Genomic DNA, 20,056 nt, shown 5'->3' with positions numbered 1-20,056 from the left:
CCTGCCTAGAATGTTATCCCGTTAACCTGTAGAGAGACTTTCTATGCATCCGCGTTTTCACACCGCGTTCAGCGCACTGCCCGCGACACTGCAATCCGCCCTGCAGCCCTATCTGGACGCGCCTGACTTTCCGGCGATGTTCACGGCCGAGCAAGCGGCGGCGATCCGCACAGGCTGCGGACTGGACGATGATGCGCTGGCATTCGCGCTGCTGCCGCTGGCGGCGGCCTGCTCGTTAACCCCAATATCGCACTTCCACGTCGGCGCCATCGCACGCGGGCAAAGTGGCAACCTCTATTTCGGTGCCAATATGGAATTCAGCGGCGCACCGCTGCAGCAAACCGTGCATGCGGAACAGTGCGCGGTTACCCATGCCTGGCTGCGCGGTGAACCGGCACTGGCTTCGGTCACCGTCAACTACACGCCGTGCGGCCATTGCCGTCAGTTTATGAATGAGCTGAACAGCGGCGGCGATCTGCAGATCCGTCTGCCGGGCCGCGCGCCGGCCACGCTGGCGGACTATCTGCCGGACGCCTTCGGCCCGGAAGATCTGGATATCGCTTCGCTGCTGATGGACAAGGTCGATCACGGCCACCGGCTGGCGCTGGACGATGCGCTGACGCAGGCGGCGCTGGCGGCGGCCAATCAGAGCCACGCACCGTACAGCAACGCCCACAGCGGCGTGGCGCTGGAAACGCAGGACGGTAACCTCTACGCCGGCCGCTATGCAGAAAACGCCGCCTTCAACCCGAGCCTGCCGCCGCTGCAGGCCGCGCTGATCCTGCTGAACCTCTCCGGCGGCGATTGTCTGAACATCCGCCGCGCCGTGCTGGTCGAACCGCAAGAGGCGATCCTCAGCCAGTGGGACGCCACCCGCGCCACGCTGGCGGCACTGGGCTGCCAAAACGTCAGCCGCGCCGCGTTCTAAGCGCACCACGGCGGAGCCATCCGGTTCCGCCGCTAACAGCCCCGCCCGCCAAATACAATGCCCCAACGCCGCCAGAGAGACTTTCTTTAGTTAAAAAATCATTTGATTGTCGATAATTACGCCAACCTGGTTCATCATCTGGCAACAAATGCTGTACATCTTCTCTTTATCTCTTAGGATCGTCGGCAATAAAGTTATCTGATACGTGAAGAGTAAAACTGATGGAACTAGAATACGAAAGCAAACGCCCGCTCTACATCCCTTACGCCGGCCCGATTCTGCTGGAATTTCCGCTGCTGAACAAAGGCAGCGCTTTCACCGAGGAAGAACGTAGCCACTTCAACCTGCACGGCCTGCTGCCGGAAGCGGTGGAAACCATCGAAGAACAGGTGGAACGCGCCTACCGTCAGTATCAGGATTTCAAGAACGATAACGACAAGCACATCTACCTGCGCAACATCCAGGACACCAACGAAACCCTGTTCTACCGCCTGCTGGACTCGCACCTGAGCGAGATGATGCCGATCATCTACACCCCGACCGTCGGCGAGGCCTGTGAGCACTTCTCCGATATCTACCGCCGCGCGCGCGGGCTGTTCATCTCCTACCCGAACCGCGATCGCATCGATGACATGCTGCAAAATGCCACCAAGCAGAACGTCAAGGTGATCGTGGTCACCGACGGCGAGCGCATTCTCGGTCTGGGCGACCAGGGTATCGGCGGCATGGGTATCCCCATCGGCAAACTGTCGCTGTACACCGCCTGCGGCGGCATCAGCCCGGCCTACACGCTACCGGTGGTGCTGGACGTCGGCACCAACAACCCGCAGCGCCTCAACGATCCACTGTACATGGGCTGGCGCCATCCGCGCATCTCCGGCGAGGAGTACCACGCCTTCGTCGAAGAGTTTATTCAGGCGGTCAAACGCCGCTGGCCGAACGTGCTGCTGCAGTTCGAAGACTTCGCGCAGAACAATGCCACCCCGCTGTTGAATCGCTACCGCGATGAGATCTGCTGCTTCAACGATGACATTCAGGGCACCGCCGCAGTGACCCTCGGCAGCCTGATCGCCGCCAGCCGCGCCGCCGGCAGCCAGCTGCGCGATCAGACCGTCACCTTCCTCGGTGCCGGTTCCGCCGGCTGCGGCATCGCCGAGCAGATCATCGCGCAGATGAAGTCCGAAGGCTTGAGCGAAGACGAAGCGCGCGCCCGCGTGTTCATGGTCGACCGCTTCGGCCTGCTGACCGACAAACTGCCGAACCTGCTCGATTTCCAGAGCAAGCTGGTGCAGAAGAGCGACAACCTGGCCGGTTGGGAAACCGCCAGCGACGCCATTTCGCTGCTGGACGTGGTGCGCAACGCCAAGCCGACCATTCTGATCGGCGTGTCCGGCCAGCCGGGGCTGTTTACCGAAGAGCTGATCCGCGAAATGCATAAGCACTGCGAACGCCCTATCGTGATGCCGCTGTCCAACCCGACCTCGCGCGTGGAAGCCCGTCCGGAAGACATCATCAACTGGACCGACGGCGCCGCCCTGGTAGCGACCGGCAGCCCATTCGCACCGGTGAGCTATAAAGAGCAGCTGTACCCGATCGCCCAGTGCAACAACTCCTACATCTTCCCCGGGATTGGTCTCGGCGTGCTGGCCTCCGGCGCCACCCGCGTCACCGACGCCATGCTGATGGCTGCCAGCCGCGCGCTGGCGGACTGTTCGCCGCTGGCCACCGACGGCCACGGCGCACTGCTGCCGAATATCGACGATATTCAGGGCGTGTCGAAGTGCATCGCCATGGAAGTGGGTAAAGCGGCGCAGCTGCAGGGTGTGGCGATCGTCACCTCCGAAGACGCGCTGTCGAAAGCCATCGAGCACAACTTCTGGCGGCCGCAGTACCGCAGCTACAAGCGCACTTCGTTCTGATTGGCGCGCTAAAATGACCCAGCCCGGCTCCGCCGGGCTTTTTTGTGCGGCAAAACCGCCTAAAAATGCGGCGTTGCGCGTGCTTCAGGCGGTTCGCGTCTTGCGTCGATCGGTCAGGTAAAGTAGCCTTGATCCATCTTTTTCAGCCCGGCGCGCGTAAGGCAACAACATGTGGAAACGCCTGATCATCAGCCTGTTCATCATCATTGCGGTGTTGATGGGTTCGGCTATTGCGCTGGATCGCTGGATCAGCTGGAAAACCGCGCCTTACGTCTACGACGAACTGCAGGAATTGCCGCACCGCCAGGTCGGCGTGGTGCTCGGCACCGCCAAGTATTACCGCACCGGGGTGATCAACCAGTACTACCGTTACCGCATTCAGGGGGCGATCAATGCCTATAACAGCGGCAAGGTGAAATACCTGCTGCTGAGCGGCGACAACGCCCAGCAAAGCTATAACGAGCCGATGACCATGCGTCGCGATCTGATCGCCGCCGGCGTGGCGCCGAGCGATATCGTGCTGGACTACGCCGGTTTCCGCACCCTGGACTCCATCGTGCGCACCCGCAAGGTGTTCGACACCAACGATTTCATCATCATCACCCAGCGTTTCCACTGCGAGCGCGCGCTGTTCATCGCCCTGCACATGGGCATTCAGGCGCAGTGCTACGCGGTGCCGTCGCCGAAAGACATGATGACGGTCCGCGCCCGCGAGATCTTCGCTCGCCTGGGCGCGCTGACCGATCTGTACATCCTCAAGCGCGAACCGCGCTTCCTCGGCCCGCTGATCCCGATCTCCGCCATGCACACCGTGCCGGAAGACGCCCAGGGCTATCCCGCCGTGTCACCGGAACAGCTGGTTGAGCTGGAGCACAAGCTGAAAGAAGAGAAGCAGAAAGCCAAACAGCCTTAATCATCCAGCAGAGGGTTTTACACGCGCCCCCAGCAATACGCTAAAAGGGCGTATTATCCGAGAAAAACGAATACCGGATGATTTGCGTAAAGCCCCCTCTACGTACGCTGACAGCTTATTGCGACATTGAAAGTGGGGATGCCCTTCTGCCACCGCCGAATGAACTATTCAAACGGTCCAATTCAATGAAGAGGACCATCAGGTCATTGCTGTCCAGTCCAATCAGGGCGAGTTCCTGCACCAGAGACTGTAAGAGTAATTGTTTGCGGGCATCGGGGGAGCCAGAGGAAAGCATAGCTTCAATCAACACGAAGTTAGCGCTGCGGGGGGATTCCAGATCGGGATAAGTGGGATCCACATATAAATCGTCTTCCTCAAGACGGATAAAGCGCTGGAATTGATCGTTCGCAGGATAGCCGGTTTTTACTACCGCCGTGTGAATAGCCGATGAAATTCTTTTCTTATCAAGCGTATTACGTCTTTTCAGCGTAATGGTAAATACAGGCATAGTTTGCTCCCTGAGAACGGTAAATAAAACCAGTTTACTGACTTCATGTCATGTTGGTAGCCCGAAAACTGTGTCACGCTGTAACCCACCCAACCTCAAGATCGGGCAATATCCCTTACCCGAAACCACCCAACCAGCCATTACCAAATAATACCTTATTATTTTGCCTGGCACCGTACATCGCCCCAACGTAACAAGGCCGGCAATAGGCCGGCCTTATTGTCTGCGAGGTGATAAATCTACTTCTTCTTGGCGTATTTCAACGAGTCCAGCGCCACGGCGAAGATGATGATGCTGCCCTTGATGATGTACTGCCAGTACGGGTTGATGCCGATATAGGTCAGGCCGTAGTTGATGACGGTGAAGATGATCACCCCGGTCACCACGCCCCACACCGTACCCACCCCGCCGGCGAAGGAGACGCCCCCCACCACGCAGGCGGCGATGGCATCCAGCTCGTACATAAAGCCGAGGTTATTGGTGGCGCTGCCGATGCGCCCCGCTTCCAGCAGGCCGCCAAAGGCGTAGAACACGCCGGACAGCGCATAGATCATGATCAGGTTCAACGGCACGTTGACCCCGGACACTTTGGCCGCTTCCGGGTTACCGCCGATGGCGAAAATGTTCTTGCCGAAGCGGGTCTTGGTCCACAGGATCCAGACGAATATGATGGCAATCAGCGCATAGAAGGTAATGTACGACAGCTTAAAGTCACCGAAGCGCAAGAACCCCTGGGCAAAGGTGGAAAACTTCGGATCGAAGCCCGCGACCGGCGAAGCGCCAACCGAATCGTAATACAGCGAGTTGATGCCGTAGACGATGATCATGGTGCCCAAGGTGGTGATGAACGGCGTCACGTTGAGATAGGCGATAATCAGGCCGTTAACCAGGCCAATCACCGCACCGACCGCACACACCAGCAGGATGACCAGGGGAATCGACCAGGTTTCCATGTGCGGAAATACCTTGTTGACGTTATCCATCGACTGCAGCAGCGTGGCCGCCACCACCGCCGCCAACCCCACCTGTCGCCCGGCGGACAGGTCGGTGCCCTGGGTCACGATCAGCCCCGCCACGCCCAGCGCGATGATGATGCGCACCGAAGACTGCGTCAGAATGTTGCTCAGGTTCATCAGGCTGAGGAAGGTAGGATCCTGAATGATGATGATGGCCAACAGCACCAGCAACACCACGTAAATGCCGCCTTCCTTGAAATAGGTAAATAAGGTTTTTTTATTTAGCGCGTTCATAATTCCGATCCTTAAAGGTGCAGGGAGGCGAGACGTAAGATTTCATTTTGCGAGGTCTGTTTGGTGTTAACGATGCCCGCAACCTGACCATTGCTCATCACCAAAATACGGTCGGTGATCCCCAAAAGCTCCGGCATTTCGGACGAGACGATAATGATCCCCTTGCCCTTCTTCGCCAGTTCGGTCATCAGCTGATAAATCTCGAACTTGGCGCCCACGTCGATGCCGCGCGTCGGTTCATCCAGCATCAGGATCTCCGGCTGCGTCAGCAGCCAGCGGCCGATGATCACCTTCTGCTGGTTACCGCCGGACAGCGAGCCGATATGGGTGTGATGCCCCGGCGTTTTCACCCGCATGGCGTCGATCACCCACTGGGTGTCGCTCTTCATCCGCGCGTTATCCAGCAGGCCGAGTTTGTTTTTATAATTGCGGATATTGGAGATCAGCGAGTTGAAGCCCACGTCGAGGTAGGCGTAAATCCCGGTGGAACGGCGCTCTTCGGTCACCAGCGCAAAACCGTGGTTGATCGCTTCGTTGGCGCTGTGGTTATCGATCGCCTTGCCGTGCAGCTTGATGGTGCCCGCCACCTTTTCGCGAATGCCGAACAACGTCTCGACGATATCGGTGCGTTTGGCGCCTACCAATCCGGCAATGCCAAGGATCTCGCCTTGGTGCAGATCGAAGGACACATCGCGGATCGAGGGCTGGCGCAACGACGTCAGGTTTTTCACCTCGAGGATCACCTCACCCGGCGTGTTCTGCCTGTCGGGGAAGCGCTGGCTGAGCGAGCGGCCGACCATCATCGCGATGATCTTGTCCATATCCAACCCTTCCAACGGCTGGGTGGCGATCCACTGGCCGTCGCGCAGCACCGTTATCTCGTCGCACAGCTGGAAGATCTCTTCCATCTTGTGCGAGATATAAACGATGCCGCAGCCGCGCTCTTTCAGCTTGCGGATGATGGTGAACAGATGATTGACCTCTTTCTCCGTCAGCGAGGAGGTCGGTTCATCCATGATGACGATTTTGGCGTCGTAGGAGAACGCCTTGGCGATCTCGATCATCTGCATCTGCGATACCGACAGGTTGCCCACCTTTTCGCGCGGGTTGATGTCGATATCCAGCTCGTCGAAGATCGCCTGGGTGTCTTTGAGCATTTTTTCCTGATCGACGAACAGGCCTTTGGTCGGGTAGCGCCCCAGCCACATGTTGTCCATCACGGTGCGCTGCAGCACCAGGTTCAGCTCCTGGTGCACCATGGAAACGCCGTGCTCCAGCGCTTCCTTCGAACTTTTGAAATCGATTTCCCGGCCCTGAAACACAATGCTGCCGCTGTCTTTTTTGTAAATGCCGAACAGGCATTTCAGCAACGTTGATTTCCCCGCGCCGTTCTCCCCCATCAGGGCGTGAATCGAGTGCGGGCGGACGCGTAAATTGACATTGTCCAAGGCTTTGACGCCGGGAAATGACTTACAGATATCCGTCATTTCCAGCAGAAATTCGCGTGAGCTATCGGCCATAAATACACCTGGCTTAACGATCTTGCAGTCGTAAACATCCCCGCCGGCGGTATTCCTGGTGTTGGCGCCGCCAGCGGGGTCTTAGCGGGATCTCAATTCTTATTTAACAAACTGAGACAGGTTGTCTTTATCTACGCCGACGTAAGGAATACGCACGACTTTATTTTCGACTTTATATTGGGTGCCTTCGGTGGCCGGTTTGCCCGCCGCCAGGTTTTTCGCCAGCTCGAAGGTGGCTTTCGCCTGGTTATCGGCGTCATTCAGCACCGTGCCCGCCATCGCGCCGGATTTCACCAGCGCCAGCGCTTCAGGCAACGCATCGACGCCAAACACCGGGATGCTGGTCTTGTTGTGCGCTTTCAGCGCTTCCACCGCGCCCATCGCCATGGCGTCGTTGTTGGCAATCACCACTTCAATCTTGTTGGCGTTCGGGCCGGAGAGCCAGGCGTCCATCTTGTCTTTCGCCTGCGCGGTATCCCACATCGCGGTATCCATCTGCAGTTGCTGGGTCTTGATGCCTTTTTCGTTCAGCGTTTTCACCACGTAGGTGGTGCGCGCTTCGGCATCCGGGTGGCCCGGCTCGCCTTTCAGCAGCACGAACTGGATCTGGCCGTCTTTGTTCAGATCCCAGGCCGGGTTGGCTTTCCAGTGTTTGGCGATCAGCTCGCCCTGGATCACGCCGGATTCTTTGGAGTCGGTGCCGACGTAATATGCCTTATCATAGCTGTCCAACGCTTTGCGGGAAGGCTCTTTGTTGTAGAACACTACCGGGATATCGTTTGCGCGCGCCTTATCGATAACCACCGGTGCCGCGGCCGGGTCGACCAGGTTAATCGCCAGCGCTTTCACGCCCTTGGCCAGCAGCACGTCGATCTGATCGTTCTGCTTGGACTGGTCGTTCTGCGAGTCATTCATCAGCAGGGTGACGTCCGGTGAAGCCTTGGCGTCTTTCTCAATAGCCTTGCGCACCACCGACATGAAGTTGTCGTCGTACTTGTAAATCGTGACGCCAATACGGGTGTCAGCATGGGCTGCGGCGCCAAACATCATGGCTGCGGCCAGGGCGGCCAGGGTGAAAACCTTCTTATTCATTGTCAGTCTCCGGTTCTGTGTAGGGTATTACTCGTCTTTAAGCCAATGGTCACCGGCAGTGCGCACACCCCAGGCCAGGCGATTTCCACTCAACACCTGTCGTCCGTGGATCTTGTTATTTCCGAGAAATGCTGTGTCAGCGCGAGATAAAGGTTGCAGCGGCAAGGGCCTTTGCGCCGGAAAACGCCTAGAGCATAGACGGCGTGATGTTAATATTCTGTGAATTTTCTCACAGATTGAAAACGGTTACACAAGATTAAATCGTCAGAGAGTGACCGTCGCCTCACTTTGCCAAGGGGCGACAGAATGGCGCCGCACCAGCGTCGGCATGAACAGATGAGCGGCCTGCGGCTCCACCAGGCCTGCTGCGCCCTGCAATGCCAGCTCGGTGGCCAGCGTGGCCATCGAGACGATCGGATAGCGCACCGTGGTGAGCTTGGGGCTGGTGTAACGCGCGATGGGGATGTCATCGAAGCCGATCAGCGAGAAATGCTGCGGCACTGTGATACCGTTTTCTTTCAGCACCGCCATGGCGCCGGCAGCCATGGCGTCGTTGTAGGCGAACACCGCACTCAGCTGTAGATTACGCCCCAGCAGCTCCACCATCGCCGCCTCGCCGCCCTGCAGATCCGGCGAACCGTAGGCGCGCCAGTTGTCGGGCGTGGCCAGCCCGGCGGCGGTCATCGCCTGCGCATAGCCCTGCTGGCGCAGCGGCCCGTCTTCGATCGGGTGATTGGAGCCCAGATAACCGATGCGCCGATGGCCCTGCGACAGCAAAAGACGCATCGCCATTTCCGCGCCGCAGACGTTATCCAGCCCGACGCAGCGCGGCTCATAACCGGGGATAATCCGGTTGATCAGCACCATGCCCGGCACCTGTTCCAGAAAACCGATCAGTTCGGCGTCGCTCAGGGCTTTGGCGTGAACAATCAGGGCGTTACAACGCTGTCGGATCAGCACTTCGATCGCGTGGCGCTCTTTGTCCGCCTGATGATAGCTGTTGCCGATCAGCAGGTATTTGTGGTGTTTCTGCGCCACCGTGTCTACCGCTTTCACCAGCGCGCCGAAGAACGGGTCGGAGACGTCCATCACCACCACGCCCAGGGTATCGCTGCTTTGGGTCGCCAGCGCCTGCGCATTGGCGTTGGGGCGATAGCCCAGATCCGCCACCGCCTGCAGCACCTGCTCGCGCGTCTCCTTGCTGGTCAGCGCGCTGTGGTTCAGCACGCGGGAGACGGTCGCCACGGAGACCCCGGCGCGTTTCGCCACGTCGCGAATGGTGATCGGATGAACTGGAGGCATGCGGGATCCTGAAATCGGGGTAGTGGCCGGTGGCGCTATCCTACCCCGATTGGCCCGCTGCTCGCGTGAATTACGTCACAGGAAAGAAAACGTTTACATACATTTTTTTAACCTGCCGGCAGGCGCTCACTTCAACGCCCTGGGTTCCGCTGCGCCGGCGGCCAACTGCGTCAACCGGCGCCACAGCCACTCCATCGGCCCCTGCTCGAAGTAACGCAGCCACAGTGCGGAAAACGCCAGGTTGGCCAGCCAGACCAGCGGCACGAATGCCAACAGCTGCAGCCGGTCGAACTGCTCATAGAGACCGAAGCGATAAAACAGCGTGGTGCAGATCAGCGTTTGCAGCAGGTAGTTGCTCAGCGCCATACGTCCCACCAGGGTCAGCCAGTGGGCGATGCGCATGCGCGACAGCGTGGGCCAGAAACCGTAACACAGCGCCAGATAGCCCATCGCCTGCAGCGGGGCGCCCAGCTCGCGCGGGACCTGCAGCAGGAAACCGCTCCAGCGATAGTCCCAGTGGACCTGCCATTGCAGCGCCACCGCCGGCAGCTGGATCAGCACCGAAAGCGGCAGTAGCCACGCCGCCTGCCGCAGGTAATAGCCGGAGGAATAACTGCCGCGCAGCCAGCCGCTGCGCATCAGCCCGGCGCCGAACAGCATCAGCCCCGCCAGCTCCCAGCCATACTGCGCGCCGATGGCCAGCAGGCTGGACGAGAGCAAATCGGTGCGGCTGCGCCAGGCTTCGAAACCGCCCTGCAGCTTCCAGAACTTCTCGTACTGCAGCTCCGCCACGCCCGGCTGCCAGAAGCTGCCCGGTTCACCGTGCGAGATAAAACCGAGCAGCAGCAGCACCGCCACACCGATCAGGTAGAGCACCACGCCGGTTTTCAGCAGCTGGAAGGTTTCCCTGGCTTCGCGGATCATGCGCCAGCACACCAGGCCGATCAGCCCGTAGGCCAGCAGAATATCGCCGTCCCACAGGAAGATGGCGTGCGCAAGGCCGAACAGCACCAGCCACGACAGCCGCGCGCGGATCCAGCTTTTGCCGCGCCGCAGCAGCATTTGCAGCCCGGCGCCGAACAGCAGCGCGAACATCGCCAGGAACTTGGCCTGGGCGAAGAGATCGAGCAGCGCCCAGGTCCAGGCATCGCGCGACGACGGCATACCCAAATAGGCCGGGTTGAGGTAGGCGGCCTTCGGCAAGCCGAAGGCGCTAATGTTCAGCAATAAAATGCCGAGGATGGCGATGCCGCGCACGCAGTCCAACGTGGCGATGCGCGGCAGAGGGTGACTGTTCATTTTTTATCGCTGTCTTCCGCTCATGAAAAAGGCGCCCGCAGGCGCCTGTTGTCGTCGTGCGGGTCGCCCCGCAACGCCATCAGCCCTGGTGATGGCGCACCGCGCGCAGGAACTCCTGACGGGTGTTCTGGCTGGACTTGAACAGCCCCCCCAGCGAGGTGGTAGTCGTGGCGCTGGTCGCGTCGCGAATGCCGCGTGCCTTGACACAATAATGGACCGCATCGATCGATACCGCCACGTTATTGGTGCCGAGCAGAGTCTGCAGCGCCACCAGGATCTGCTGGGTCAGGCGCTCTTGCACCTGCGGACGCTGGGAGAAAAACTGCACGATGCGGTTGATCTTCGACAGGCCGATCACCGAGTCTTTCGGGATATAGGCCACGGTGGCCTTGCCGTCGATGGTCACGAAGTGGTGCTCGCAGGTGCTGGTCAACGTGATATCACGCACCGTCACCATCTCATCCACCTTCATCTTGTTCTCGATGACGGTAATTTTCGGGAAGTTGGCGTAGTCCAGCCCGGAGAAGATCTCGTCGACATACATTTTGGCGATGCGATGCGGCGTCTCCGCCAGGCTGTCATCGGACAGATCGAGATTCAGCAGCTGCATGATTTCGGTCATGTGCTCTTTGATGCGGCGCTTGCGCGTTTCGCGATCCAGCACTTCCCCGCGCAGCGGCGTCTCCAGACCACGCTCTTCCAGTGCCGCATGCACCAGCGCGGCTTCTTTACTTAATGATGTCATGTCTTTGTTCTCCTGCGGACGGAACCCGCCGGCGGCCTGGTAGGGCGTGCGGCCGGCGAATTGCTTGCTCTCGTGACGGCAGAGTTTTCGTGGTGGATAACGTGAACCCGGTCAAGATTTTGCCCCACTGTAGATGAGAGCGCGGCGATTATCCAGTGATAGTGCTTCATCCGCAGGTGAAATATTCGCATTTAGCACAATCAGGCCGGCTGCAGGATTCCACGTTTTTTGTATGGATTTTAATCACCGCATCGCCGTTTTTTGCGCCAACCGCCGCGCCGGGGTATTCACCATCAGCGCACCGGCCACCAACAGTGCCGCCACCGCCACGTACAGCGCAGGTTCCAGTCGATGGGTCAAGGCGGTCGACAGCGCCGACAGCATCGGCCCGACCAGTTGGCCGATCGCATAACCGGTAGTCAGCAATCCGGCCATGTAACGCGCATGGCGCGGCGCCAGTTCACGGCCGTGCTGAAGGGCGAGCTGCACCACGCAGAGAAAACCGCCGCCGGTCAGCAACGCCCCCAACGCCAGGCCGGCCACGCCCGGCACCACTTCGGCGCTCAGCACGCCCAGCGCCTGTATCCACAGCGTGATCGCCAGCCGGGTCTGGGTGGTCAGCCGGTGGCGGGTCAAAATACCGATAACGATCCCCAGTACCGCCGCGCCGCCGAACACCGGCCAGACGAACTGCGCAAACAGGCTGTCGGGAAAGCGCGCGGCCGCCATCTGCGACAAGAACGTCGCCGGCAGGATGTAGCCGAAACCGGCCAGGCTGTAGCTCCACACCAGGCGTTTGAGCGCCGGCGTCAGCAGCAGCGGCTCCGGGGCCACGTCCGGGCGATGCAGCTCACCGCTGCGCGGCAGAAAGGCGCTAATCCCCCCGACCAACACCAGTGCCAGCCCGCCATATACCAGCCAAGCCTGCGCCGCCGTCAGCCCCAGCGTGTTGATGCCCACCGCCAGCATGCCGCTGAGGAAGATACCGGCACCCGGCCCGGCGAACACCGCCGCACTCAGCGCCGGCCGGCCGTAGTGCGCCAACCGCTCGTTTGTCCAGGCCGCCACCAGTACCATCGCCCAGCCGCTGGCCCAGCCGATGACGAAACGCAGCGCACCGTGCGTCCATTCATCCTGCGCCAGCGCCGACAGCAGCGTCAGCGCCACCGCGCCCCACACGCCAAGCCACAGGCGCCGCTCGACGTGGCGCGTGGCGCGCATCGCGTCGTAGGCGCCGCACAGGTAGCCCAGGTAGTTGATCGCCGCCACCAGCCCGGCGCCGGTGAGGCTGAACTGGTGTTCCGCGATCATCAGCGGCACCTGGGGAGTGAAAGCGAAGCGGCCGATACCCATCGCGACGATCAGCGCGGCAAAACCGCTCAAGGCAATACGTAAAGCCATACCGGTATCCAAAAGGTTAAAAGAAAGTTGCCAGTATCATGCCGCAGTATTAAACTCACAAAAACTGAATAATAGTTATCAAGTTCATCACGAAACGAGAACATTATGGATCTGACCCAGCTTCGCATGTTCTGCTGCGTGGCGGAAACCGGCTCGGTCGCCCGCGCCGCCGAGCAGCTGCACCGCGTGCCGTCGAATTTGACCACCCGGTTGCGCCAGCTCGAGCAGGAGCTGGGCGCCGATCTGTTTATCCGCGAAAAACAGCGCCTGCGCCTGTCGCCGATGGGCCATAACTTTCTGTGCTACGCCAACCGCATCCTGGCGCTGAGCGACGAGGCGATGAGCATCACCCACGCCGGCGAACCGGCGGGCAACTTCGCCCTCGGTTCGATGGAGAGCACCGCCGCCACCCGCCTGCCCTCGCTGCTGGCGGCTTACCACCAGCGCTTCTCGCAGGTTTCGCTGTCGCTGACCACCGGCACCTCCGGCGAAATCGCCGATCGAGTGCGCGCCGGCACGCTGGCCGCGGCGCTGGTCGACGGCCCGGTGTCTTATGACGAGCTGAACGGCTGCATCGCCTATCCTGAACATATGGTGGTGATCTCCTGTCTCGATCACGCGCCGATCCACAGCGCCAAAGACGCCAACGGCGAAACGCTGTTCGCCTTTCGCGCCAGCTGTTCCTACCGCCTGCGGCTTGAGGCCTGGTTCAAGCGCGAAGGCGCGCGGCCGGGGCAGATCATGGAGATTCAGTCCTATCACGCCATGCTGGCCTGCGTCGCCAGCGGCGCCGGGCTGGCGATGATCCCGCATTCGGTGCTCAGCCTGCTGCCGGGCCATGAGCGGGTCCGGGTTCACACCCTGCCGGCGGACGTGGCCGACACCGCCACCTGGCTGCTGTGGCGCCGCGATGCGTTCGGGCCGAACGTGCGCGCGCTGAAAGAATTGATTATTGAACAGACGGAAACCACCGCTGTTGATGAAAGCACCCCCAACGATTTATCAGACGTTGTCGATATCGCCTGATTTAAAAAGAAAACCACTGAGGAGACTATGATGGAGATGATCAAAACCCGCGCCGCCGTTGCCTGGGGCCCGAACCAGCCGCTGAAGATCGAAGAAGTCGAGCTGATGCCACCGCAAAAAGGCGAAGTGCTGGTGCGGATCGTCGCCACCGGCGTTTGTCACACCGACGCCTACACCCTGTCCGGCAAAGATCCGGAAGGCGTGTTCCCGGCAATCCTCGGCCACGAGGGCGGCGGCGTGGTGGAAGCGGTCGGTGAAGGCGTCACCAGCGTGGCGGTCGGCGATCACGTGATCCCGCTCTATACCCCGGAGTGCGGCGAGTGCAAATTCTGTAAATCCGGCAAGACCAACCTGTGCCAGGCGATCCGCGCCACCCAGGGCAAAGGGCTGATGCCGGACGGCACCACCCGCTTCTTCAAGGATGGCAAGCCGATCTTCCACTACATGGGCACGTCCACCTTCTCCGAGTACACCGTGGTGCCGGAAATCTCACTGGCGAAAATCAACAAGGAAGCGCCGCTGGAAGAAGTGTGCCTGCTGGGCTGTGGCGTGACCACCGGCATGGGCGCGGTGATGAACACCGCCAAAGTGCAGCCGGGCGACACCGTGGCGATCTTCGGTCTGGGCGGCATCGGCCTGTCGGCGATCATCGGCGCGCAGATGGCCGGCGCGGGCCGCATCATCGGCATCGACATCAACACCAGCAAGTTCGATCTGGCGCGCAAGCTGGGCGCTACCGATCTGATCAACCCGAAAGACTATGACAAGCCGATTCAGGACGTGATCGTCGAGCTGACCGACGGCGGCGTCGACTTCTCCTTCGAGTGCATTGGCAACGTTAACGTGATGCGTTCCGCGCTGGAATGCTGCCACAAAGGCTGGGGCGAATCGGTGATCATCGGCGTCGCAGGCGCGGGCGAAGAGATCTCGACTCGTCCGTTCCAACTGGTCACCGGCCGCGTCTGGCGTGGTTCGGCGTTCGGCGGCGTTAAGGGCCGTTCGCAGCTGCCGGGCATCGTCGAGCGCTATCTGGACGGCGAATTCGCACTGAACGACTTTATCACCCACACCATGGGGCTGGAGCAGATCAACGAAGCGTTCGATTTGATGCACGAAGGCAAATCGATCCGCACCGTCATCCACTTCGACCAATAAGCCAGGAGGCAGAGATGACGTTGTCATTGGAACTTCTCGAAGAGCACCGCATGTTCGGCGGCTGGCAGCAGCGCTATCGCCACGCGGCGCAGAGCCTGAATTGCAACATGACATTCAGCATCTACCTGCCGCCGCCGCGTGATGACAACCCGCCACCAGTGCTGTACTGGCTGTCGGGGCTGACCTGTAACGACGAGAACTTCACGTTGAAAGCCGGCGCGCAGCGCATCGCCGCCGAGCTGGGCCTGGTGCTGGTGATGCCGGACACCAGCCCGCGTGGCGACGAAGTGCCGAACGACGAAGGCTACGATCTGGGCCAGGGCGCCGGGTTCTACCTGAACGCCACCCAGGCGCCGTGGGATCGCCATTTCCGCATGTACGACTACATCAGCGCCGAACTGCCGGCGCTGATCGAACAGCACTTCAGCGTCAGCGATCGTCAGTCGATCTTCGGCCACTCGATGGGCGGCCACGGCGCGCTGATGATGGCGTTTCGCAACCCGCAGCGCTTCCGCTCGGTATCGGCGTTCGCGCCGATCGTCAACCCGTGCCAGGTGCCGTGGGGCCGCAAGGCGTTCACCGCCTATCTGGGCAGCGACGAAAACCAGTGGCTGCAGTACGACAGCTGCCATCTGCTGGCCAGCGGCGCGGAAAAAATGCCGGTCCTTATCGACCAGGGCGACGACGACCAGTTCCTGGCCGACCAGCTGCAGCCGGCGCGGTTGGCGGAGCTGGCGCGCCAGCGCGACTGGCCGCTGACGCTGCGCATCCAGCCGGGGTACGATCACAGCTACTTCACCATTGCCACCTTCGTGGAAGATCACCTGCGCTTCCACGCCGAGCACCTGTTCCGCTGATAAAAAATCCGGGCGGTTATTAACCCGTCCGGATTTCTTCAAATACCGTCAAAAAGAAAGTCGATGGCGGCTTTTATCCTGCTCCGATACTGGGAAACATCACAAAACTCGGCCCCCAAAGCCCGAACCGGGATGCTGGCCATTTCATATGTCATCACGGCATACTCGTTGTCATCAATCAATCTGATCAGCGGGATCAAGCGCTCCGGCCGCGTACTCCCCGGGTATTTTTCAACGGGCAACAAAGGGATCACAACTCGACGATTTAATTGCCCAATGATATCGCTCGTCACATCAAGCAACAGGGGATAAACCGCGCTGTTTCCCCTATTCGCATACACTGTAAATTGCATCGCTAAAACGTCCTGTATTCGTCGCTAAAGCAACCATGCTCATCATTAAATCGGTTAAGCGCTTCAAGCGCCTCTCGGTTTTCTTCCTGCCATTTTATCCTCTCATGCTGACGCAACTCAGCATCTAAAGCAGCCGTTAGCGTCGCGCTGAGATTAATCCCCGCCTCACGCGCACGGCTCAACAAACTGCGTTCCAGCGTCATGGTCACACTTTGCGTCGTTCGTTGTTTTACTGGCATCGGCACCTCTCTCACTCATCTTCGTGCAAACAACACGGTTTATTGAACGGATAATAGCACTGAGACGTCATTTTAACCCGTTCAAATATGCGCCATACGTTAAAGCATCACCCCTTCAGCTTCGGATCGAGCGCGTCGCGCAATCCGTCGCCCAACAGGTTGAAGGCCAGCACGGTGATGAATATCGCCAGGCTGGGGAAGATCGCCACGTGCGGCGCAATCACCATATCGGCGCGCGCCTCGTTGAGCATCGCTCCCCACTCCGGCGTTGGCGGCTGGGCGCCCAGGCCCAGAAACGACAGGCTGGCGGCGGTGATGATCGAGGTGCCTATGCGCAGGGTGAAATAGACCACGATCGAAGACAGGGTGCCCGGCAGAATGTGCCGCAGGATGATGGTCCAGTCCGAGGCGCCGATGCTGCGCGCCGATTCGATATAGGTCAGGTGCTTCAGCACCAGCGTATTGCCGCGCACCAGGCGGGCGAAAGCCGGAATGCTGAAGATCGCCACCGCGACGATCACGTTGGCCATGCCGCTGCCCATGATCGCCACCACGCCGATCGCCAGCAGAATGCCGGGAAACGCGAACAGCACGTCGCAGACGCGCATCGTGAGGCGATCCCACCAGCCCTCATAGTAGCCGGCCAGCAGCCCCAGCAGGGTGCCGATCGCCCCGCCTGCCAGCACCGAGAACACCCCGGCCGCCAGCGAAATGCGCGTGCCCATCAGGATGCGGCTGAAGATATCGCGCCCTAGGGAATCCACGCCCAGCCAGTGCATCAGCGAAGGCCCCTCGTTCAGCCGGTCATAGTCGAAGTAGTTTTCCGCATCGAACGGTGCCAGATAAGGCGCCAGCAGCGCCGCCGCAATCAGCAGCAGCACGAACAGGCCGGCGACCAGCGCCGCCCGCTGGCGGCGAAAACGCCGCCAAAACTCGCCCCACGGCGTGCGTACCGCGTTAGGGTCGATAAGCGGCATCGCCTTCAGTGCGGCGTTGCGCCGCCAATGCTTAATCATGCCGCGTCCTCATTGATAACGAATCGCCGGGTTGATCGCCGCGTACAGCATATCCACCAGCAGGTTGATCAGGATGAACTCCAGCGAGAACAGCAGCACCTCGGCCTGGATCACCGGGTAATCGCGCATCTCCACCGAGTCTACCAGCAACCGCCCCAGCCCCGGCCAGTTGAACACCTTTTCCACCACGATCGAACCGCCGAGCAGGAAGCCGAACTGCAGCCCCATCATGGTCACCACCGGGATCATCGCGTTGCGCAGGCCGTGTTTCATCACCACCACGCTTTCCCGCACGCCCTTGGCGCGCGCGGTGCGCATGTAGTCCTCCTGCAGCACCTCGACGAACGAAGCGCGGGTGAAGCGCGCCATCACCGCTGCCACCGCCGCCCCCAGGGTGATCGAAGGCAGAATGTAGTGTCGCCAGCTGTCGGCGCCCACCGTCGGCAGCCACCCCAGTTCGACCGAGAACACCTGCATCAGCAGCATGCCGAGCGCAAAGGCCGGGAACGAGATCCCCGACACCGCCAGCGTCATGCCGAGGCGATCCGGCCAGCGGTTGCGCCACACCGCTGACACCACGCCGATCGCCAGGCCGAACGCCACCGCCCACAGCATGCTGGTGACGGTCAGCCAGAAGGTCGGCATAAAGCGCGAGGCGATCTCTTCGCTCACCGGGCGTTTGGACACCATCGAGATGCCAAAGTCGCCCCGCAGCGCGTTGACGAAGAAGTGCGCGAACTGCTGCGGCAGCGGCTTATCCAGCCCCAAATCCTTGCGCACCAGCTGCACCACCGCCTCGTCGGCCTCCGGCCCCGCCGCCAGACGCGCCGGATCGCCCGGCAGCAGATGGACGAACAGGAACACCAGCACCGCCACGATCAGCAGCGTCGGGATCAGGCCCAGCAGTCGTTTCAGAAAATAATTGAGCATCTCATTCCTTCCCCCGCCCGCCGCCGTCTGGCCGCAGGCGGGGATGGGCGCCTTATTTCAGATCGGCGTTATCAAAGTTGAACGAGGTATCCGGCATCACGTAGAACCCGCTCAGCTGTTTGCTGTTGGCCGACAGCAAACGTTCGGTCGCCAGGAAGATCCAGGGCGCGTCGGCCCAAATGCGATCCTGCGCGTCCTGATACAGTTTCTGCTTCTCGGCGCGATCGGTAGTCGCCAGCGCGTCGGTCAGATCCTTGTCCACCTGCGGGTTGCTGTAGAACGCGGTGTTGAACTGCTTCGGCGGCGCCGCCTGGGTAGAGAACAGCGGCGACAGCGCCCAGTCCGCTTCCCCGGTCGAGGCCGACCAGCCGGTGTAGAACATCCGCACGCCGGTGTCTTTCACCCCGACGCTCTCCACCTGCGCCGCACGCTGCCCGGCATCCATCGCCGTCACCGTCACTTTCACCCCCACCTGCGCCAGCTGCTGCTGGGTGAACTGCAGCACCTTCTGCGCGGTGCTGTGGTTGTGGGAAGACCACAGCGTGGTGGTGAAGCCGTTCGGGTAACCGGCCTCTTTCAGCAGCTCGCGCGCCTTGGCCGGATCGTACGGCCACGGCTTATAGCGGGCGGCGAAGTCAATGGCCGGCGGCACCGGGCCTTCCGCCGGCACCGCGTAGCCGGCGAACGCCACCTTGATCAGCGCGTCCTTGTTGATGGCGTAGTTCAGCGCCTGGCGCACCTTCGGGTTGTCGAACGGCTTTTGGGTGACGTTCATGCTGATGTAACGCTGCAGGATCGACGGCGCGGCCACCACGTCCAGCTTGGCATTGCCCTCCAGCACCTTGGCCTGCTCGTAGGGGATCGGGAAGGCGAAGGTCGCCTCGCCGGTCTGCAGCATCGCCGCGCGGGTGTTGTTATCCACCACCGGGCGCCAGGTGATGCTGTCGAGCTTCGGCAGCCCCGGCTGCCAGTAGCCGTCGAACTTCTTCACCTTGACGAAATCGGTCTGATTCCAGGTCACGAATTGATACGGCCCGGTGCCGACCGGATGGAAACCGATCTCCTTGCCGTATTGCTTCAGCGCCGCCGGCGAGATGATCGCCGCCGCCGGGTGCGCCAGGTTGTTGACGAACGCCGAGAACGGCGCCTTCAGCACGATCTTCACCGTATTGGCGTCCACCGCCTCGGTTTTGTCGATCATCTTGAACAGGTTGTAGCGCTTGAGGTGACTGTCCGGATTGCTGGCACGATCGAGGTTGATCTTCACCGCCTCGGCGTTGAACGCGGTGCCGTCGTGGAATTTAATCCCCTGGCGCAGTTTGACGGTATAGGTCAGGCCGTCTTTGCTGACCTCATAGCTGTCCGCCAGCACGTTCACCAGCTTCATGTCCTTATCGAAGCCGAACAGCCCCTGATAGAAAGACTTGGCCACCGCCTGCGACAGCGTATCGTTGGCGTCGTAAGGATCGAGGGTGGTGAAGTTGGAGGCCACGGCGATCACCGCGTCCTTCGCCGCCCAGACCGGGCCAGTTCCCGCCGCCAGCAGTACGGCGGCCAACAGCGCATTGCGTTTGAATGTGTGCTTCATGTCGCTTGTCTCTCC

19 protein-coding genes are annotated in these 20,056 nt (G+C 60.7%); 6 read left to right on the top strand and 13 right to left on the bottom strand.

The features are described 5' to 3' along the window. Nucleotides 1-43: 43 nt before the first annotated feature. The 3 genes from cdd (at nt 44) to sanA (ending at nt 3,760) form a co-directional block, all read left to right on the top strand. Nucleotides 44-928 carry a cytidine deaminase gene (gene cdd, locus C9411_RS15835; RefSeq protein ID WP_107227454.1) on the top strand — a complete coding sequence of 295 codons (885 nt, stop codon included), beginning with the start codon at nt 44-46 and terminating at the stop codon, nt 926-928. A 221-nt stretch (nt 929-1,149) separates the two neighbouring features. Next, a complete protein-coding gene (locus tag C9411_RS15830) occupies nt 1,150-2,847 on the top strand; it encodes an NAD-dependent malic enzyme (RefSeq protein ID WP_004938945.1) in 1,698 nt (565 codons plus the stop codon). A gap of 169 nt (nt 2,848-3,016) precedes the next feature. Beyond that, nucleotides 3,017-3,760 carry an outer membrane permeability protein SanA gene (gene sanA, locus C9411_RS15825; RefSeq protein ID WP_004938948.1) on the top strand — a complete coding sequence of 248 codons (744 nt, stop codon included), beginning with the start codon at nt 3,017-3,019 and terminating at the stop codon, nt 3,758-3,760. A gap of 115 nt (nt 3,761-3,875) precedes the next feature. On the opposite strand, the gene C9411_RS15820 is transcribed toward sanA, so the two are convergent. The 8 genes from C9411_RS15820 to C9411_RS15785 form a co-directional block, all read right to left on the bottom strand. After that, entirely contained in the window at nt 3,876-4,268 is a 393-nt protein-coding gene (locus C9411_RS15820; RefSeq protein WP_107227453.1) for a tautomerase family protein, read from the bottom strand. Nucleotides 4,269-4,507: 239 nt separating this feature from the next. Then, a complete protein-coding gene (gene mglC / locus C9411_RS15815; protein WP_004938953.1) occupies nt 4,508-5,518 on the bottom strand; it encodes a galactose/methyl galactoside ABC transporter permease MglC in 1,011 nt (336 codons plus the stop codon). Between the two features lie 11 nt (nt 5,519-5,529). Further along, on the bottom strand, nt 5,530-7,038 hold the full coding sequence (mglA, locus tag C9411_RS15810) for a galactose/methyl galactoside ABC transporter ATP-binding protein MglA (protein ID WP_033637724.1): 1,509 nt from the start codon (nt 7,036-7,038) through the stop codon (nt 5,530-5,532). A 99-nt stretch (nt 7,039-7,137) separates the two neighbouring features. Next, nucleotides 7,138-8,130, bottom strand: coding sequence for a galactose/glucose ABC transporter substrate-binding protein MglB (gene mglB, locus C9411_RS15805; protein ID WP_063988873.1), 993 nt, complete (start codon nt 8,128-8,130; stop codon nt 7,138-7,140). 264 nt (nt 8,131-8,394) lie between these two features. Further along, nucleotides 8,395-9,432 carry an HTH-type transcriptional regulator GalS gene (gene galS, locus C9411_RS15800; RefSeq protein ID WP_107227452.1) on the bottom strand — a complete coding sequence of 346 codons (1,038 nt, stop codon included), beginning with the start codon at nt 9,430-9,432 and terminating at the stop codon, nt 8,395-8,397. A gap of 126 nt (nt 9,433-9,558) precedes the next feature. Then, nucleotides 9,559-10,731, bottom strand: a complete 1,173-nt coding sequence (yeiB, locus tag C9411_RS15795) for a DUF418 domain-containing protein YeiB (RefSeq protein WP_107227451.1) — start codon at nt 10,729-10,731, stop codon at nt 9,559-9,561. 79 nt (nt 10,732-10,810) lie between these two features. After that, on the bottom strand, nt 10,811-11,476 hold the full coding sequence (folE, locus tag C9411_RS15790; RefSeq protein WP_004938969.1) for a GTP cyclohydrolase I FolE: 666 nt from the start codon (nt 11,474-11,476) through the stop codon (nt 10,811-10,813). 243 nt (nt 11,477-11,719) lie between these two features. After that, nucleotides 11,720-12,877 (bottom strand): YbfB/YjiJ family MFS transporter, encoded by a 1,158-nt coding sequence (locus C9411_RS15785; RefSeq protein WP_107227450.1) that lies wholly within the window; start codon nt 12,875-12,877, stop codon nt 11,720-11,722. Nucleotides 12,878-12,982: 105 nt separating this feature from the next. Here C9411_RS15785 and C9411_RS15780 point away from each other — a divergent pair, with 105 nt between their 5' ends. From C9411_RS15780 to fghA, 3 genes are read left to right on the top strand one after another with little or no spacing between them, the layout of a single operon-like run. Next, complete coding sequence (locus C9411_RS15780; protein ID WP_107227449.1) at nt 12,983-13,903, top strand: LysR family transcriptional regulator; 921 nt, start codon at nt 12,983-12,985, stop codon at nt 13,901-13,903. A 30-nt stretch (nt 13,904-13,933) separates the two neighbouring features. Beyond that, complete coding sequence (locus C9411_RS15775) at nt 13,934-15,058, top strand: S-(hydroxymethyl)glutathione dehydrogenase/class III alcohol dehydrogenase (RefSeq protein ID WP_063988868.1); 1,125 nt, start codon at nt 13,934-13,936, stop codon at nt 15,056-15,058. A gap of 14 nt (nt 15,059-15,072) precedes the next feature. Next, the gene (gene fghA / locus C9411_RS15770; RefSeq protein WP_077038636.1) at nt 15,073-15,915 is read left to right on the top strand and encodes an S-formylglutathione hydrolase; all 843 of its coding nucleotides are present in this window, start codon (nt 15,073-15,075) and stop codon (nt 15,913-15,915) included. Between the two features lie 38 nt (nt 15,916-15,953). Here the strand turns inward: fghA and C9411_RS15765 are convergent, their stop codons facing one another. The 5 genes from C9411_RS15765 to gsiB form a co-directional block, all read right to left on the bottom strand. Further along, the gene (locus tag C9411_RS15765) at nt 15,954-16,268 is read right to left on the bottom strand and encodes a CcdB family protein (protein WP_107227448.1); all 315 of its coding nucleotides are present in this window, start codon (nt 16,266-16,268) and stop codon (nt 15,954-15,956) included. A gap of 2 nt (nt 16,269-16,270) precedes the next feature. Beyond that, entirely contained in the window at nt 16,271-16,507 is a 237-nt protein-coding gene (locus C9411_RS15760; RefSeq protein ID WP_029988820.1) for a type II toxin-antitoxin system CcdA family antitoxin, read from the bottom strand. 107 nt (nt 16,508-16,614) lie between these two features. Next, complete coding sequence (gene gsiD, locus C9411_RS15755; protein ID WP_172837460.1) at nt 16,615-17,523, bottom strand: glutathione ABC transporter permease GsiD; 909 nt, start codon at nt 17,521-17,523, stop codon at nt 16,615-16,617. A gap of 9 nt (nt 17,524-17,532) precedes the next feature. Further along, the gene (gene gsiC, locus C9411_RS15750) at nt 17,533-18,453 is read right to left on the bottom strand and encodes a glutathione ABC transporter permease GsiC (RefSeq protein ID WP_038880960.1); all 921 of its coding nucleotides are present in this window, start codon (nt 18,451-18,453) and stop codon (nt 17,533-17,535) included. A 52-nt stretch (nt 18,454-18,505) separates the two neighbouring features. Beyond that, on the bottom strand, nt 18,506-20,041 hold the full coding sequence (gsiB, locus tag C9411_RS15745) for a glutathione ABC transporter substrate-binding protein GsiB (RefSeq protein WP_107227447.1): 1,536 nt from the start codon (nt 20,039-20,041) through the stop codon (nt 18,506-18,508). Between the last annotated feature and the right edge of the window lie 15 nt (nt 20,042-20,056).

Origin of the sequence: Serratia sp. Nf2 (assembly GCF_003028435.1) — a bacterium.
Taxonomy (GTDB): domain Bacteria; phylum Pseudomonadota; class Gammaproteobacteria; order Enterobacterales; family Enterobacteriaceae; genus Serratia; species Serratia marcescens_L.
The sequence above is the reverse complement of the archived record's forward strand: the minus strand, read 5'-3'. Positions and strand labels throughout refer to the sequence as shown.